Source organism: Bacillus paralicheniformis (genome assembly GCF_001042485.2).
Lineage (GTDB): Bacteria > Bacillota > Bacilli > Bacillales > Bacillaceae > Bacillus > Bacillus paralicheniformis.
The window spans coordinates 122,775-140,633 of record NZ_LBMN02000023.1 but is presented as its reverse complement, the minus strand read 5'-3'; the positions used below and the strand labels follow the sequence as shown (position 1 = coordinate 140,633).

Here is a 17,859-nt window from a genome sequence, read left to right as displayed (position 1 = left end):
ATAAGGTAAAATTTATTTCTTTTGGAATAAATATTTTCAACTCATGCACATCAACCAGACAGCATTTTAATCAGTCCGCTTAATTGCGTAATCCCTTTCTTCAGGTCTTCACAGGAAGCAAATGCATATGACAGCCTCATGTAATCGCCTCTTTCCTGCCCGTATATGGCGCCAGAATTAAAGAGAATTCCTTTTGAAAGTGATTTGGCATAAAGAGTTTTCATGGATACCGGCGGCAATATCTTCAGCCAAATAAAGAAGCCGCCTGCTGGAACGCTCCATTCCGCGAGTCCTTCCAACTCTGTTTTTAACACATGCAACACAAAGTTTCTTCTTATTTTTAGCTGTTCTCTGACGTTTTCCAAATGTTTCTGATAAAGCCCAGATGTCAGCCATTCGGCTGCGACTCTCTGAGACAGTGAACTCGAGCCGTAGTCCGTCTGCATTTTAATATCTGATAAACGTTCAATGACCGGCTCCGGGCCGACGATCCAGCCGATTCTTAATCCCGGGCTCAACGTTTTCGAAAAACTGCCAATGTATAAGACGCGGCCGTTTTTGTCCATCGCTTTCATTGGAGCAGGCGGCGGTGCATCAATCCATAATTCGCGGTATATATCATCTTCAATGATAGGCAGGTGGTGTTGTTCGCTGAAAGCCAGAATCTCTTCCCTCCGCTTTTTGGACATTAACACTCCGGTCGGATTTTGAAAACAAGGGTTGGTGTACAAAATGGCTCTCGTCCGCATGTTTGGCGTCATCTTGATGCTTTCTGGCATGAGGCCTTCTTCATCCATTTGCAATCCGGCCATCCTCATTCCCGCAGATTGAAAGACATGCAGCGAATAAAGGTAAGACGGCTGATCAAGAAAAACGGTTGATCCGCTTTGCAAAAGCCCCATGGCCATTAACTGCAATGCTTGCAGCGCGCCGGAAACGATTAAGATGGAAGACGGGGAAGCGTGGATGCCGACCGTTTGTAAATAGCTGCTCAACGCCTCTCTTAAAGGAAGATAACCTTTTGGCTCCTCATACCCAAAGGCATCCATGTTATGAGCAACCTTCTCCATCATCTCCTTCATAATGTCCAGCGGAAACAATTCATTTGAAAGTTCGCCTTTGCTGAGCTGTATCAATGTTGAATTCGATTCAGATTGATTAATCTCCTGAACCGTTTTCCGGCTGGGCTGCTGGAATCCGGCTGCCACGTATTTATCCCAATCAGGGGTCGAATGTTTGGCCAACAATGTCCATGTATTGTTTATAACGATCGTGCCTTTCCCCATTCTGCCTTCTATTAATCCATCGGCTATTAATTCTTCCAAAGCTGTAATCACCGTGCTTCTGTTCACAGCGAAATGTTTGGCCAATGAACGCTGACTCGGAATTTTGGTGCCGATCGGCCATTCTCCATTTGCAATCTTCTCTTTTATAAATTGAATGATTTGTTTGTATTTTGGCGCGTGGGGCATAAATGGATCTCCTTTTATCGATAAGTGGTTGGGTTTATATTCTCAAAACTGGTTGAAGCCATTTTACCAAACGTCTATTAAGATGGATACACACATTTAAACCGGTTGGTTTTTTTAAAAAGGAGATTGAAAAATGATGAAGAAACAGAGGATGTACATCATGTTGTCATACTGCCTGATGATCGGCTTTTGGGCTTCGGCTTTTCCGGGGATTCGAGTCGGGCTGGAGGATTATACGCCTCAGCACCTCACATTGCTTCGGCTGCTGTCAGGTTCTTCGGCTCTAATATTGCTGGCTGCTGCCGTCCGGATGCGCCTGCCGGAAGCAAAGGACATCCCCATCATTTTGCTGCTCGGTTTTTTAGGATTTTCCGCTTACCACACATTGCTCAATCAAGGCGAGGAAACGGTCAGCGCCGGAATGGCAAGCCTCCTGGTCACGACAACGCCTATTTTTTCAGCATTGTTAGCGAGGCTGTTTTTCGCAGAACGATTTGGTGCAGCGAAATGGCTCGGATCAGGGATCAGCTTTTTAGGCGTCATGCTTATATCACTCGGCGTCGGAAACTTTGAAAACACGGCGGCTGGGGTGTTGTTCATTTTACTGGCCGCGATATGTGAAAGCATCTATTTCGTTTTTCAAGAGCGCTACATTCAAAAATACGGTTTTATCCCTTTTGTTTCATACGCGATTTGGGGAGGAACCATCCCCATGCTGTCCTTTTTGCCCGGGCTATTCGAAGAGCTTTCTCATGCTTCCATTCAATCTACTGCAAGTGTTGTTTATTTAGGATTGCTCCCTACAGTTGTCCCATATTTTGCGCTTGCTTATATCACCTCGTACAGAGGATCTTCAGAGGCCGCGATTTCGCTTTATTTAACGCCAGCCGCAACACTTTTCATATCATGGGTATGGATAGGCGAAATTCCCGCTTTCCTATCACTTGCCGGGGGAATCATAACGATAGGCGGTGTACTGTTTACATACAGAGGAACGAAAAATAGCATTTACAAACTCGAATAATTTAATTCTGCTTATCTCCAAGAAAACTAGAAAGGATGTCCGGACCCGGGGGCATCCTTTTTCAATGGAATGGGCGCCGCTTGCGAAAACGAAAATTTCCCAATGGATGCTGCAATCTCGTTTCATTTTTTAATCGATCAGTTGTCAGGCAAAGAATGGTTTCACATTAGAAAAAAGCCTTTTTATATGGAAAAGGCTCTTAAACTTTATTTTTCTCATAAACTTGTTTAACCAAATCAACGATATATTCGATATGTTTTTCATCATCGATTTGAATTTCATAATCACCGTTCCCCCAGTGGCCGGTGTTTGCGACATCCCTAAATAAATCCATGGGATCATCTAACTCGCCTCTTTTGGCATTTATCCAAATTTTTAAGCCCTTTTTTAAGAGAAGAACGTCTACCATGTTACGCTTATGAACAGTAAATGCGATATACAGCTTTGTTGCTTTGACAGATATGTTGTCACCCACATTTAAAATCTCTTCTTTTAACTGCTGGTATAGATCAATCACCTCATCAGGCTTACGGACTAGATGATCTTCTTCTGTGAAAACTTTGATTTCCCTGCTCACTTGTTCGATTGCTTCACTTTGATTCGAAATTGTGTTTATCGACCCCGATGCCCCATTTGGTCTAATAGGATTCATTTGTAGCAGGTCATTTTCATACCTTTTGATTTCCCACAATTCCATCGGCAAATCTCTAAAATTAATGGATTCCTTTTGGTGTGTAGTAAACTCAGGCGAAATAAAGATGACCCTTGATTGCGACCAATCGACACTGTTCCTTTTTAAAAGCTTCTCTTGATTTTCATTATATTCAAGAATAAAGTCAGCTTTATTATTAAGCATGATGGACAGATAAGCATAGCCTTGATCTATTACGCTGGAATGTTTCTTGTTTTTATATTCAATAATAACAAACGATTGTGTCTGGTCATCAAATGCTAGCGTATCAATCCGAAATCCGGCGACTCGAAACTCAGAGGCAATGAACTTGAGGCCTAATAATTGCTTTAAATTTTTTTCACATAGGTGCTGTATGTCTTTTTCTTTCTCAAACGGTATTTCCCGGATTTCTTTCATATCTTGATGGTGTAATTGAAAGAGATTCATGGCTGCGCTCCTTACCTTCATTAAGAATGAACAACGTCATTTTCTAAAAGCATCCTCTTCAACAATCCACTCGGTTTATTCGCGCTGTCTGATAAACAATTCATATCACCCATGACAAGGAAGCTGTCCATTGCCCTTGAAACTGCGACGTTTAGAAGGCTTTTATTGGCGTCTATAAAAAAGCAGCCGTCATTTTTCCCGTACACCGTCGACATGATGATGACCTTTCTTTCGCCGCCTTGAAAGGTATGGACCGTTCCTACGTCGATAAACGGTTTAACATCGGGTGATAGCGCACGCTTGATGATGCCGACTTGCATTTTAAAAGGGGTGATGATGCCAATGAGACTTTTTGGATCATCTTCATGATATGCATTTCGGATGTTGTAGAAATGCTCATTGATCCATGTGGCGATGGCCCTTGCCTCTATTTCATTATATCGGCTGCCCGCTTTTTTGCTTGACTGGTATGAGTCAACCTGCATATGACCAAGAGGTGGAATCGATAATTGAACAAGCGGATTTTTCTTATCCTCTGCCGCTTTGCCTCTCATTGGCTCAAGTTTTCCTCTATACACCAGATTGTTGCAGTATTCAATAATTTCATCATAACAGCGCCTATGTTCGCTCAAAAACAAACCGCGTTGCTGATGTTTTTCGTATTTACAGCTTTTGCACGCTACCCTCATCACACTAGATTCTGACGTATTCAAGCCGAGTTCGCGAAGCTTCTCAAACTGTTCGATCGAAGTAATAACATCATTTGAAAGAGCTAATGAAATATCCAATGTTTCGTTGATATTCCACACCGGTTCAATCTGATAAACATCTCCGACAACAACTGCCCGTTTCGCAAGCGAAAATGAACATGCCGCAATCTCAGGAGTCACCTGTCCTGCTTCATCTACGATTAGTAAATCAATATAATTGTAGAGAAAATGCTCCTTCCCATTGTTATAGGCCAGCAGCATTCGCGGAAGCTGATAAAAAGTCATCACAAAACAAGGGGTCAACATACTTAAATTTGTATAAAACTGATTTAACACATTATCGAAATTTGTGCCTCTTTGTTTTTCCGACAGTCTTTTCTCTAAAAGCCATCTGCACTCATAGTAATGAACTGCTAGCCAAAAAGAGGCGTATTTTATGGTTGTATCTAAAAATTCATTCGCCTTATCTAAAGAAGAAAATGAACCAGGATATTTCTCAAGAATGTTCAGTGATATAAGTTCCACCATTAATTGTTTATATTTTGTGTTCAATTTGCTGACTTGTTGGTATGTCGCATCGATCTGCTTTATTTTTTCTCTCGTCTCTTTTGCTTTTTCGCTATACAGAGAGAGAATTTTATCGAGATTCATTGACTCATCAATAAATTCTTCATCCGGCTGAATAAAATATCTGACACGACTGACTAATTTGCTCTTGAAGAACGGCAGAAACTTGAATAAGCGAACAAAGAACGGCAAGTTTGAAAAGTGCGTCTGCCACTCTTTTATTCTTTGTTGTATCGATTGAAACGTGCTTTCCCACTCGGTTTTTTCCTCGGTCAATTGCGTCATGTATGTATCTAAAGAAACGCCTTTGGGAGCTATTTGATCATATTCGGAGAATAAGGATAAAACTTTTTGTCTGATTTCTTCAAGCGCTGTTAACCGATTTGAAATCGTATGCTCACATTGCTTAATATCAGTATGGTTTGTTTCAAAATATCGACTGCATTCTTTGAGCATCTTTTCGGTTGATCGCTCAATGTTCTCGTTGCTTTCAACTTCGTCAAAAAAGTTTTCTCCCCGAGGGTTCGTATATTGAAATCCTTTTTCTTGCGCCTCTTTCTCCTTGCTGCCGGACGGAAAATAAACAGCAAAGCTGTCGACTCCTTCGATCCATCGCTGCTCTAAATGATTGTTTTCCCATTTTGGTTTAATCTTTCCGAATGATTCAATAATATTGGTTACTGCCTGATTGTTTGTTGATGAAGCGACAATGACAGGAGGATCTTCCTTTTTTAATGCTCGTTCGACATAAAGATTGGCAACGAGCGACTGCAATAACGTCGTTTTCCCCGTACCCGGCGGACCGTTGACTGCAAGAATTTCTCCATCTTCCATATTGTTGAAATGGTTCAGGCACTCCCTTTGCGATGGCGACAAAGGATATTCCCCGCCCATTTGTCCGACATGCTTCTGCATTTCTGACATCCGGTTTGGAATAAGCGGCGATAAAGAAGTGAATTTTTGGTTGATAAAATTTTGATAAAGCTGCAGATGATTCGGCTGGCTGGATAAAAGGTGATCATATAACTTTAATATATTTCTGGTTGCATTGATGGAATCATCCTTAAAGATATAAACATTTTTCTCTAATTCTATTTCTTTAACTGTATTTGAAGTTATTTCGGTTTCTGTAACTGACTCATACATATCTTTTGCAAACTCAAAATAGCTTTTCCAAGTGAGGTTGCTTTCCAACCTCTGATAATTGTTGCTCATATATTCATCAAAGTCATTGACATAGCCGATCGCAAGCTCTTCGTCAATGATTGGATGAAGATGCTCTCTCGGAATCCATGGATATTTGTCTTCTGAAGGCAACAACATACCATTGGCAGTCAAAACTGCCGGGATATAAAGAATGCCGGTCATATCTTCAATATTTGTCTCAACCCTTTGCTGCACGTCGAATTTCGTCTTGATCGTCTTTGCCACAACGATAACATCGAGTTTACCGGAGACATTTTTGTGGTCTGAAAGAACCGCGTAGTACTTACTGTCTATCTTTCCTTGTATAAGGCTATTCAAATCTGAAATCATAAAACGACTGTTTTTAAAGTTGATTTTTAGTTTCGCAGCGACACTATCGCGAAAATACTTGGTTACAGTTTGGGATGCCATCGCTTTTCCTCCTGATGTATGAAAAAAACATAATACTGGTAATAACATTAAGTAGTAACAATTATATCCTAAATGAATATATGGATAAATAACTGGCTTTACAAAAATATAGGAAAATAAAAAAGGATGTCACCATATAATATGAGACACCCTTCATAGGCAAATCTTTGATCAAACTCTAAATCGCTTCCGCTAAAATCATAAACCGGTACTGTGTGACATCAAAATAACCCTTTTCTTCAATCATTTTATGAATCGCGTACAATTCATCCGTGTATTGATCCACTTCAAAACCGGGCGCCTGCCAGGGAATGGCTTTTAAGTAATAGACCAGAGCTCCAATATCATAAAACCTTTGAGTCGGACACTCTTCCCTGCTTTTTAAAACCTTAAAATCATGTTTTTCTATTTCTTTTAACGCTTTTTCCAAGTTCCAGTCCTTAAATTCTTCATTTAGCGGCACACCAAGTTTTTCATTGATTTCTTCGCAATCATGCCCGCCGACTTGCTGAGTGAGAAACAGTCCTCCTTTTGAAAGGATTCTCCTCACCTCTTGTGCTGAATATGACTCGTGTTTATTGATGACCAGGTCAAATTGGCCGGATTCAAATGGAAGATCTTCATCATCATCAATTTGGACGACCTGAACCCCTAAAGGCGTCAATCGTTCCTTTGCAACTGGCACATTGGGCAAATAGCATTCAGTAGCGTATGCTGACGAAGGAAACGGCCCCAATTTCGATAAAAATTCTCCGCCGCCTGTCCCCATATCGAGCATGGATTTGGAATCTTGAATAAGAGACAGAGCCATGCTTCCGTATGACCATGAAAGCAGGTCGCTTTTCATTCTTCCCGTATCGTCAATGAAAGAAAAATCCCAGCCGCTGAAAGGCTTATCTGCGTGTTTTAAATATGAAAGAAATGTTTTGTCATTCATAGTATCCCCCTCCAATTTTAATGTTTAAATATGTTTTAAACGATTGGAGGGCCTCTCGCGAATTTGGAAGGTTTTTATATTTCATGCTCTTGTAGATTCACTGTAATCGCACCCCATTTCATGGCTTTAAAAAAGAAGCCTGTAAAAGGACTTCAGCAAATATTAACCTCCAACCGGCAGCTCAGCTGTTTGAACGCCGCCTGACGCCTGATTGTGGCTTTGGGATAAAGCAGCTCCGCCTAAGACCATAGCAGTTAACGATAAGCAAAGAATCAATTTTTTCATGACAATACCTCACTCCCTAATGATCTCATTTTGTTTTCGGCTTTCATGAATATTTTAACAAATTCCAGCGCTTCCTTGAAATCTCCTTTTTTCTCAAAATAGCTTGAGATGAGCAATGAAAGGTCACAGACACCGTCTAAATCATTCATCTCGTCCAAGGAATCGATGTCGTCTTTGATGCTTTTAACGTTTTCATGGCAATAAAGCTCATACATAATATTTATTTTCTTTTCATAATGCTTATTCCCGTTTTTCTCTAATTCCTCCTGTCCTTTTTTATAATAGAACAGGGCCGCTTCTGTTTCGCCGATTTTGAAAAACTCTCTGATCAGCATGTAAAGCGAGTTGATATAGTAGCTTGACTCGCACCATTCGGCATTGCTCAACGCATGCTGGACGGCGAGAATGCATTCCTGAGACCGGCCGGAATTGGAATACAGAATGCTGATATTGTGATGAAGCATCGCCTCTAAAAACGAATCGTCGATCTTTTTGGAAATTTCAATCGATTCTTCGAAATACTTCTCCGCATCTTTAAAGCGCTGCATCTGCATGTAATTTGTCCCCATCACAACCTGGGATATCGCCAGCTTTTTTTCGTACCCGTCATGCATTTTGTAAATATTCATCGCGTCTCTCGCATAATTGAGAGAAACCGCATTTTGCCGAAGAGACATATACAGCCAGGACACTTTAAAATAAAACTCGGCCGCTTCGATCTGATCGGGCACCTTCGCCAGTTTTTTCTCGGCAACCTTGTACAGGCTGATCGCCCGCTCAACATTCTTGTTGTACGCTTCATGCATCGCCTCAAAAAAGTAGAAATAGTAATCGATCATATGATCCGTCTGCTCGATGCACTCGATTTGCGAATCATTAAAGTAAGACTCCCGCGGCAGCCGCTCTCCCCTCGCATCATAAAGCATCATCCGATACCGCTCCTCAAGAAGCGAAAAATAAGCCAGCACATTCTGATCCTCTTCCATCCCGGAAAACATCGACTTTGCCTCTTCAAAAAGATGCTTTGCCTGCTCAATATCATGCTTTTTAATTGCCAAATGGAATTCGTTCAACACCCCCGCAACCACTTCTGAAGCGACCTTGCTCATGCCGAACCCCCTCTTTCTCTTTAGGATTGTTCTCTATCTGTAAAATGATCTTATCACATGTGTAAATTTTTGTAATGACCTTTTGTCAATTAGTGTTATGTTTTTGTCAACAATTGAAAAAGCCTTTTGTTGTCAATTTTAACTGTTGGTATAGATCAATCAACTCATCTGGCCTATAAACAGAAATGCTCCTTCTTTTTCAAAAACAAGAAACCACTCGCCTTCCACAAAGGCAAGTGGTTCTTCATTTATTTTAATTGCTGATAAGAAATCAAGCGATGAATATGGACTCCCAAGTATGTTAGTTCATCGTTCGGAATGACGATTCCGTGTACCTGTTTGATATAATCTTTGATTTTGAAAGCTACATCCATTGCTTGCGGATATAAATTAGCAATTTGCTCAAACAATTCATTCTCCTGATCTGCCAACAATTTATCAGCGTAAAATCTTTCAACGAAAAATTTAACATGTGTGATAAATCGGCTGTAATGAATATTTTCTTGATCTAATTTCATGTTTAATGTGTAACGGACAAGATTGACAATGCTCCCGATCATTTTTGCATACTTCATTCCATTTTTAGATTCTGTTTCTTCACCTAATGCATTAATTAAGTGGAACGCAATATTTGCCGCTTCCTCTTTCGGCAATTGGATCCCCAGTGTTTCATTGATGAGCTGCAGCGCATAATTCCCTGCCTCAAACTCTTCCGTATAGTAGTTTTTAATTTCCCAGTAGACGCGATTCGTAATATTGATGTTCTTTTTATAACGCTCTACTGCAAAATTTAAGTGATCCATTAATGTGAAGTAAACGCCGGAATTTAGCTTTGTTTTTAATTTTTCTTCTGCATAATGAACAATTTGCTGTGTCAATTCAATAAATTCTTGCGGTATTGAATCCAACAGTTGAAGAAATTCTTTTGCCTTCATATTGTCTACTGGCATAAACACTTGATCAGCTTGTTTTTCTTCAATCATATGCCCAGGTTTTCGTCCGTAACCGATGCCTCTGCCGCATAAAACCAGCTCCTGTCGGTTCTGATCTTCAGCCAGTACCACACTCGAGTTTAAAACCTTTTTTATTTTAAACATCGCCATCACCTTTTCATGAATGCGGTTTTTTAGTCTAATACTTCTCCATTTGACTCGATCACTTTCTTATACCAGTAGAATGAATCTTTACGTGAGCGCTTCAATGTCCCGTTGCCATCGTCATCTTGATCAACATGGATAAATCCATATCGTTTGGACATTTGAGATGTTCCCGCACTAATAATGTCAATGGATCCCCAGCTGGTATATCCGAAGAGATCTACACCTTCTTCAATGGCTTCTTTCATCTGACGGAAATGTTCTCTGAAATAGTTAATACGATAATCATCATGGATCGATCCATCGCTTTCAACAACATCTTTCGCACCCATGCCGTTAATCCCCTGAAAACAATGCAAAATTTCCCCCAACTTTAAAACAAGGAACTCATTTTTAGAGCCCCTTGTTTTGATTTCAATTACAAAAATTTCATACTAGAGATGAATTATTAAAACCACTAAAAGATAGACCAAGAATCAGTCACAATCCAAAAATATTCTTGTGTCCGTTCCTTACTTACATCTCATTATAAGATCCTGTGGTCTGTCTCTCATTTTCTAAAATTCTGGTGGGGATTATTTTACTCTTACATAGTAAAAAACACTCGCCAAAAGGCTAAGTGTCTTCCAGTATCACTTCATCTTTTCAATAAGAAAACTATTTTAACAAGTTTAAGTCACGTTATTGGGTCTATTCAATTTCATGAAACATCTACTTTTGCAGGTACAAGAATTACTAGTCAGTCTTTTAATGGTGACCATTAATAACATCTTTCACTGCTCTCGCAATTATTCCAGACATGAGAGGCGGCACAGCATTTCCGACCTGTGTATATTGAGCGGTACGCGGACCTTCAAACTTATAGTTATCAGGGAAACCCTGTATCCGGGCAGCTTCTCTTACCGTTAGAGACCTGCACTGTTCAATGTCAGGGTGAATGTTATAATGACCATCTTTTGATATATGAGCAACTACAGTGTGTGGAATAATATCCCACCAATGTACCTTAAATCGGTCTAGAAATGCCTTTTCATTCTTATGTGTCTTCAATCTCTCGGGCAACTCATTGTACTTGATTTGTCTTCCTTGGGTGGCATGTTCTATAGCAATTTGATATATTTCTGCATCACGCTCTTTAATAGGTCTTGCAAAGTGATTAGTAAATCCAATACTGTCCTCTCTCATCATCAGTTCATAAGGCGACAATTGATCAACACCCTGTGTCGTATCATACTCGAAAAGTCGAAGATCATGACCTTGTTTTGGCTTCAAGACTGGTAGGTCTGAAATAACATCTCGGGTGGTTAAAGGACTATTCCAAGATAATTTATGTCTTTCAAAGTTAGGGTACTCATAATTTAATTTCTTTTGAAAGCCAAACAAGATAACCCTTTTTCTTCTTTGAGGTACACCAAAATCAGCAAAATCGATTACATTACTCCTGTCTTCTTGGCTTGTTCCTGATAACACTGTGTAACCAATTTGATCAAACGACTCTTTAATCTCTTGGTACACCTTCCCCTGCTTAGCAGTAAGTATCCCCGGAACATTTTCAAACACAAACGCTTTGGGTTTAAACTCATCGACAATTCTTTTATAATACTGGAATAGATAGTTTCTTGAATCCTTACCTACACTATCTTTCATCCTGCTTCGCCCAACCAAAGAGTATGCTTGACATGGCGGTCCACCAATAATTAAATCTACACTTGTAGCACGGCTATACTGTAACGAATTCTGAATAAGTTGTATCATCTGTGTTGAAGAAGTCGCTGTTGGGTCATTATGGGGATTGCCAAACTTCCGATTTAGTACTTCCATCTCAAGCTTCTCTCTTAACTCAGGATAACGTTGAAAGACAAAAGCTCTCGATTGTTCAATATTGCGGTAATTGTCTGACACCCTTAAGTATTCGTGATACAATTCTAAATCGTTCTGTGCCTTTAGAAAATGGTAAAACAAACGCGTTTTAATTGTTTCACACGCCCAGTATTCTTTTTCAACATGCGCCGCAATTTTAAAATCGTGCTTATGAAATCCCTCACTCAGCCCTCCCGCTCCAGAAAATAAATCAATTACAATCATTTTCAATCTCCCTATGCATACCATATAATTTTTTCGAAATAATTATTCTTAACCAATTCTAGGAGAACATTTTTTATTACCAAAATTTTTTCTCCGCCAACCAATGTACCTATCTCTATATTATTTACTATCCCATTATAGGAAAGATTTGCGGATGAGACAAAGGCTTTTTCTTCGTCAACCATAATTACTTTTGCATGCAGAGATGAATATCCTTGAGAACCTTTATATACATACACATTAAAGTTACTCGGAAGATTTCTCCCTCTTATGTTTTCTATATAGCGATCAGTCTGGGGATTCCGGTCAAGAAAAATATCAACATTAACTCCAGCAAGTGCCTTTTCTAAAACCCTTTCCATAATTTCATCTACATACTCTGACACTGCATATCCTGTAACAAGGATAGTATTTTGTGCACCGTGAATCATTTCTCTAATGACAGCAATAGTTTTTCTAAGCCTAACGTCTACTTCACTTGGAACTGTTGCAACAAACTCTATGCTACTCTGTTGTTGCTGGTCACTGTAGAGCTTAAAAAGCAAGAGCAGTTCTGAAAACTGCTCTTCGGAAACACTCAAGCGTGATAAATCGACTGATCGTACTCCAAATTCTCTTTGTACAGTCCCTTTATCTAAGGACTCATATAATTCTTGTGCACTAACTTCCTCATACTTTTTTAGTACGCTTTGAATTTGGTGAAGTACCATATGCGAACGAGTCACATTCCTCATCTACAATAACCCCTTAAAGAATGGTGAGTACTTGCTGTCTATTGTTTTTACCAACAGTGAACGGTCTAATAATCGGTTTCCTGTTTCGCAAGAAGTTTCAGCAACCATGGAACAAGCAAAGCAGGCACAGCCGTTTAACTGGTTATCCTCACTCGGCTCTAAGCTCGCACAAGATGGGTCATTAGAACAGAATATGGCCTCTTCAAGTGCATCTACAATTAGTGGCCGAAGTTTATCTATACTACCCATTTCGACAAGACCACCTAAGGAACCTTCTTGATCAGTACTTCCAGTGTACAAGAGAACACCAGCCATGTTCTTTCCACAATATATTCTTTCTTTAATCGCCACTGACGAGTACCCCGATTGCAAAGATAACTGTTTAATCAATAGGTGTGCAAATGTATGCAGCATAACGTACACAATATCTTTTTCATCACGTACTTCCCATCCTTTACTCTCTATCCAACTTGCGTACAAGGATGAAAACTTCTCTGATCGCTTAGGAAGCTCACTGTTTTCTTCGAGCCACTTGCTTATAGTCGTATGGTTAAATTCAATAAAAATCCCTTCTCCGTGCACTTCAATTGCTGGTAACCAGTTTTCATACCCATCTGACTCTAACCATACAATCTTCTTCGGTTCATTGACATCCGGTTCAGGACTGTCATTCCTCATAAACCCTAGAAGCACAAGAATTTCCTTTAATCTGTGAGCCTTTACAATTCTATTGAAGTAAGGTTGAAAATCATCTGGAACTGTTTCAACTTCCGCCTCGAAGTCTCCCATCTTTACCTTCCTATCAAACGCAGTAAAAGCCCTATACTCAGCTTCCTTAATCTGATTATACTCAATTTCTTCTTCTGAATCGTTACTATTAAGATATGAAGTCCACTTCGCGATGAAATCCTCAGCATCTGAGAACTCACTGTGACCGGTTAAACGATCACTGTAGAATTTATAATGCCAGTTTTCACCTATAAGGTCAGCATAAGTATTGATAACTTCCTTAACTGAAGTAAAAAAATCATCAAGATTGTTATCCTCACTGGCGTTGCTAGGAATAACAATAGCACTTCTTAAAGCTGGAAAGTAAACATTTGAAGCTCCCCGCTGCAAAGGAATTACAGGTTCGTTACAATTTGACTTCTCATTTAATTTATGGGGATGATTACCTGTACACTTGTAGTTCTCAAAGGAACTATCTTGCATCGCACCTCGAAGGCTCTTCTTCTTTTTACATTCACACTCTACATACAGAGAATCCAAACTAGATGTATTACCTGTACTCCATAAACGCAGTTTTCCTTTACATTCCGTATCCTGCTTACCATGCGCCCACCATCTCCAAGGAAAATCATCTAAATGATTCTCTTGACACGAGACCACGAAACGGGCAGGATACGACTTTCGTGAGCAATCAGGACACTTGGGACCACCTTTAAGATAGTCGCTCATTACAAAATTATCTCTAAGGTCAAAGAGACGTGAGCATTTTACATTGCTACACACATGGTAGTTTGGAAATGGAATTGCTGGCAAATCCTTGTGTTTCGTAGATGGGATTTTCCTGAAATAGTCCTTTTTTAGGAACTTCATCAAATTTTTATCAAATATCTTCTTATTATTATGATTAGTCCAATACTTTATGTCCAAAATCACAAGTGAGTCATTTACAGAGTCCATAATTGCTCCTGGACCGTATGTTGTAATTAATTGCCCTGGTCGGACTTCCCCTACTTCATTCTTCACTGCTATTCCACCCTTCATAGATATACAACGAAGATGTACCCTCTACTTGCCTCATTGAATCGAGAGTTGGCTTTCCGCCATGTTTTTTCTCCTCAGAAAAACGTGCTAGTAAACGACTTTGGTTTCCTATTCTTGCGCTTCTTGTCTTAGGATTGAAGTAATACTGCAAATTGTCTTCCGATACGGCCCGACTGATCCACTCGTCTAGGAAATGTTGCAAATGCTCCATAGTATCCGAGACATTTCGATATTCCACAGTGGATACACGCTTTTTAACTACATCCTTGAGATAGTTCAAGTCCATATCCTTTATATTCTTTGCATCCAAGTTCTTTGCCAACTCTGGATAGCTCAACCTCAGCAAAGCAACTGCAATAGCGTGCAAAAAGCGGTCCCTAGCCCTAGAAGCATATGGAGTTGCTGTAGTTCCCTCTACAAAATGGTATAATCGCTGGTGATAACCCTTGAAATTCTGATAATGTGACATATCACGAGGCCGGTAAGGGTTGTACACAGTAATTACGAGTCCTGGCTTACTACGACCCACACGGCTAGATGATTGTATATACTCAGAAGTTTGCTTTGGTTGACCTGTAATTACCATAAGTCCTAAACGGTCAACGTCCATCCCAACAGAAATCATATTAGTAGCCAAAACCACATCTAGTTCCTCGTTGCCTATCTCCTTTTCCAACTGCTCCAATACCTTAGGAATTCTACTTGATGGCACACGGGAGGTGAGTTCTGGCTTACGGCTGATGTATCTCTGCTTACTGTACTTATACTTCTTCTGCAGGGTTTGAATTCTCTTTTTTATGTCATCCTCTAACAAACGCACTGCACCACCTAGTTCCCTGATACTGTTGAAATAACCAACAAGGGTTCTATACGGATCAATATATTTTGAAAGTTCTTCATCTTCCAAAAGGTGCTCTGTTGTTTGAAGTAGCACCGCATATATCCGTAATAGGACTGTCTTCATTGAGTGACCAGATACACAAACACCTGCATAAAGCCTGAAGGGAAACTCATCTAAGTTTCTTTCTCGCGCAAAAAAAGAATCCTCTACCTTCAATCCAGGAGGCGGGAATTGCTGTGTGAGTTTCCTTCCGAACACCTTTTCGACTTGCACCTCAGCATTCTTAATTGTAGCAGTCGCAGCAATGTACTTAGGCTTGAGATAATCTTCGCCCTCATGAGCTGTACTTAGCTCTTCAATAACCGTTTCGTACCCGCCGTACACAGTTCCTAGTGGCCCAGTTATGAGATGTAACTCATCCTGAATTATAAGTTCTGGTGGATAAAATGGTTTAACATCGTGAACACTAGCCTTAGGGTTTCGATGAGATTTTTCATGCTTTTCCCCCTCAGCAATATAGCCACACCGTTCACAAAACCTATTTACTTTTCCGAATAAAGCTGCGGTCTTTTCATCCCAAGGTAGCCGCGCAAACTTATCAACTGTAGATATAACCACAGTAGGCAATTTACGATAAATCTCTTCGTCCACCAAGTAGACTGGGATATGTGTTTTTGAAAAGAAGCATGACTCATTTGTGCAAAAGATTTTAATTCCGGTCTTTTTTGTCTTGGTGTCTCTACTTGGCAAAAACTTATACTCTAAGCCCTTTGTCCCACAGCAAGGGCATTCAATTACTTGCTTTTCAATCTTTTCATATTCCTTCAGCACCTTGTCCCTGTCAAGGTAGTACTCGTTCTCAGTAAGGTCATCTAGCTTATTTACCGTCACTTGTGCCCCTACCCAGAAGCCAACCGAAAACTCTGACTGTCCAAAGGCATTGGTTTTTTGACGTGTATACTCACATGCGCTTATCATACGCATTAATCTATCACGTTGCTGAGTAGTTAAAAGGCGGAGAGTGTATCTTAGAAGAATCGTCACACCGCCATCACGCTCATAGGCGCTGCTAGTAGAAGCAAATAGTCGTCTATATCCCAATAGGAAAGCACAAATGCCTAGGTATGCCTCTGTCTTTCCTCCACCTGTTGGGAACCAAAGAAGGTCTACAATTTTACGATCTTTTGATTTTAAATCTACTAACCCTTCTAAGTTGAGCAAAATAAACGCCAACTGAAAAGGCCGCCATTCAAGATTTTCCTTGCGTATCTCTGTCTCGAGTGTGGTGGTCTTATTATTCCTAGAATATCTTTTCATGGCATCCTGTGTATGCATGACTGTATTCATAAATTTGAAAGCAACAAATGCCTTATTATTCTCTTCGTTCGCTAACAGCTGAATGCCTCTTCTGATACGTGTTAGAGTTGCTTGACAATCTTTAATAACTCGCTCAGTTGCTTCTTTATTTGCTACCTTATCAACAGGCAACTTGTTGATCCAGCTCTCATACCTATTCGCTAGGTTATTCAGCTTGTCTATAGTCTCACGTTGGTCATCAGCCTCTGCAAATTGCTTAATGGAAAAATAACCTTTAGGGAGTTCACCATAATTTTCATCGTACGGTAAGTCTGTGCTCATACTCTCGACTTCATGTTCTGGGATAAAGGCTGACTTTAATTCACTTGCGTAGTTGCTGCTCTCTGCTTTCCAGGTAACAGCACAGCCAAACCCTTTTGCAAACACAGGCTTATTCCGATATAGGAACTCACTAAAGTCATTTTTATCCTTCCTTGCTTCGTTTTCACATAGGAAAATACCTTTACCTTCTTCATGAGTTAGAGTAAGCTCACACTGGAACATGGCATTATTGCTATTTTTATCAACTCGTTTATTTACAAGGAAAACTGAAACAAGGAATACATCTGTACCTGAAAGCTTTTTTTTGCTAACAACAAGTGATACTTCCTGTGTAATAGGGATATCAATATTCTGATCGAATGAGGACAAGGAAATATACTCCTCAAAACACTCAATTTGACGTGTCCATAAAATAACTTCTCTTTTCCTTTCGGAATCAAATTTCTTAGATGATGTGTACCGCCCCCATGCGATTGATGCACGTATATGATCAGTTGTTTCTCGCACATAGCACCTTATTCCCAGAGAGTTTTGATGCTTGAATTTCTTGTTCGGTGTAATCTTCTCTTCTTCAGCTTCTTGTTCAAGTTCAGAATTTCTTTGTTGTTCCACATCTTCTTCCATTCCCGACTCAGGTTCATCGTACACGTCAGCAAATTGAACATCTTCTAAAGATTTTTCTGTTTCTACCTCGGATTCGAGAGGATATAAAATTCCCGTAATATATGCCTGGGATGGTGCTTCATAAATCACATCAGACTCGTCATGTGCTGGTCCAATTAAATCCCTTTTTAAATCACTAACCATAATACGGCGAACTTTCTTGTACATTTCACGTTCTGCTTTACTCATA

13 protein-coding genes are annotated in these 17,859 nt (G+C 40.0%); 1 reads left to right on the top strand and 12 read right to left on the bottom strand.

What is annotated here, in order from left to right:
- Positions 1–50: 50 nt before the first annotated feature.
- On the bottom strand, positions 51–1,472 hold the full coding sequence (pdxR, locus tag ACH97_RS15910; RefSeq protein WP_048350342.1) for a MocR-like pyridoxine biosynthesis transcription factor PdxR: 1,422 nt from the start codon (positions 1,470–1,472) through the stop codon (positions 51–53).
- A gap of 136 nt (positions 1,473–1,608) precedes the next feature.
- On the opposite strand from pdxR, the gene ACH97_RS15905 reads away from it, so the two are divergent.
- Positions 1,609–2,496, top strand: coding sequence for a DMT family transporter (locus ACH97_RS15905; RefSeq protein ID WP_048350348.1), 888 nt, complete (start codon positions 1,609–1,611; stop codon positions 2,494–2,496).
- A gap of 199 nt (positions 2,497–2,695) precedes the next feature.
- Here the strand turns inward: ACH97_RS15905 and ACH97_RS15900 are convergent, their stop codons facing one another.
- The 11 genes from ACH97_RS15900 to drmA form a co-directional block, all read right to left on the bottom strand.
- Complete coding sequence (locus ACH97_RS15900) at positions 2,696–3,616, bottom strand: DUF5655 domain-containing protein (RefSeq protein ID WP_020450488.1); 921 nt, start codon at positions 3,614–3,616, stop codon at positions 2,696–2,698.
- 20 nt (positions 3,617–3,636) lie between these two features.
- Positions 3,637–6,510, bottom strand: coding sequence for an AAA domain-containing protein (locus ACH97_RS15895; RefSeq protein ID WP_048350343.1), 2,874 nt, complete (start codon positions 6,508–6,510; stop codon positions 3,637–3,639).
- A gap of 178 nt (positions 6,511–6,688) precedes the next feature.
- Entirely contained in the window at positions 6,689–7,447 is a 759-nt protein-coding gene (locus tag ACH97_RS15890; RefSeq protein ID WP_020450486.1) for a class I SAM-dependent methyltransferase, read from the bottom strand.
- A 162-nt stretch (positions 7,448–7,609) separates the two neighbouring features.
- Entirely contained in the window at positions 7,610–7,732 is a 123-nt protein-coding gene (locus ACH97_RS15885) for a PhrK family phosphatase-inhibitory pheromone (protein WP_011197633.1), read from the bottom strand.
- A complete protein-coding gene (locus ACH97_RS15880) occupies positions 7,729–8,841 on the bottom strand; it encodes a Rap family tetratricopeptide repeat protein (RefSeq protein WP_035337001.1) in 1,113 nt (370 codons plus the stop codon). The genes ACH97_RS15885 and ACH97_RS15880 overlap by 4 nt, the downstream gene beginning before the upstream one ends.
- Positions 8,842–9,089: 248 nt before the next feature.
- Positions 9,090–9,938, bottom strand: coding sequence for a PRD domain-containing protein (locus ACH97_RS15875; protein ID WP_023855797.1), 849 nt, complete (start codon positions 9,936–9,938; stop codon positions 9,090–9,092).
- Between the two features lie 29 nt (positions 9,939–9,967).
- Positions 9,968–10,351, bottom strand: a complete 384-nt coding sequence (locus ACH97_RS15870) for a family 1 glycosylhydrolase (protein WP_256379619.1) — start codon at positions 10,349–10,351, stop codon at positions 9,968–9,970.
- A gap of 334 nt (positions 10,352–10,685) precedes the next feature.
- On the bottom strand, positions 10,686–12,023 hold the full coding sequence (locus ACH97_RS15865) for a DNA cytosine methyltransferase (protein ID WP_020450482.1): 1,338 nt from the start codon (positions 12,021–12,023) through the stop codon (positions 10,686–10,688).
- An 11-nt stretch (positions 12,024–12,034) separates the two neighbouring features.
- Positions 12,035–12,757 (bottom strand): DISARM anti-phage system protein DrmC, encoded by a 723-nt coding sequence (gene drmC, locus ACH97_RS15860; protein ID WP_020450481.1) that lies wholly within the window; start codon positions 12,755–12,757, stop codon positions 12,035–12,037.
- A complete protein-coding gene (drmB, locus tag ACH97_RS15855; RefSeq protein WP_033155048.1) occupies positions 12,758–14,527 on the bottom strand; it encodes a DISARM anti-phage system protein DrmB in 1,770 nt (589 codons plus the stop codon).
- The gene (drmA, locus tag ACH97_RS15850; protein ID WP_020450479.1) at positions 14,499–17,858 is read right to left on the bottom strand and encodes a DISARM system helicase DrmA; all 3,360 of its coding nucleotides are present in this window, start codon (positions 17,856–17,858) and stop codon (positions 14,499–14,501) included. The genes drmB and drmA overlap by 29 nt, the downstream gene beginning before the upstream one ends.
- Between the last annotated feature and the right edge of the window lies 1 nt (position 17,859).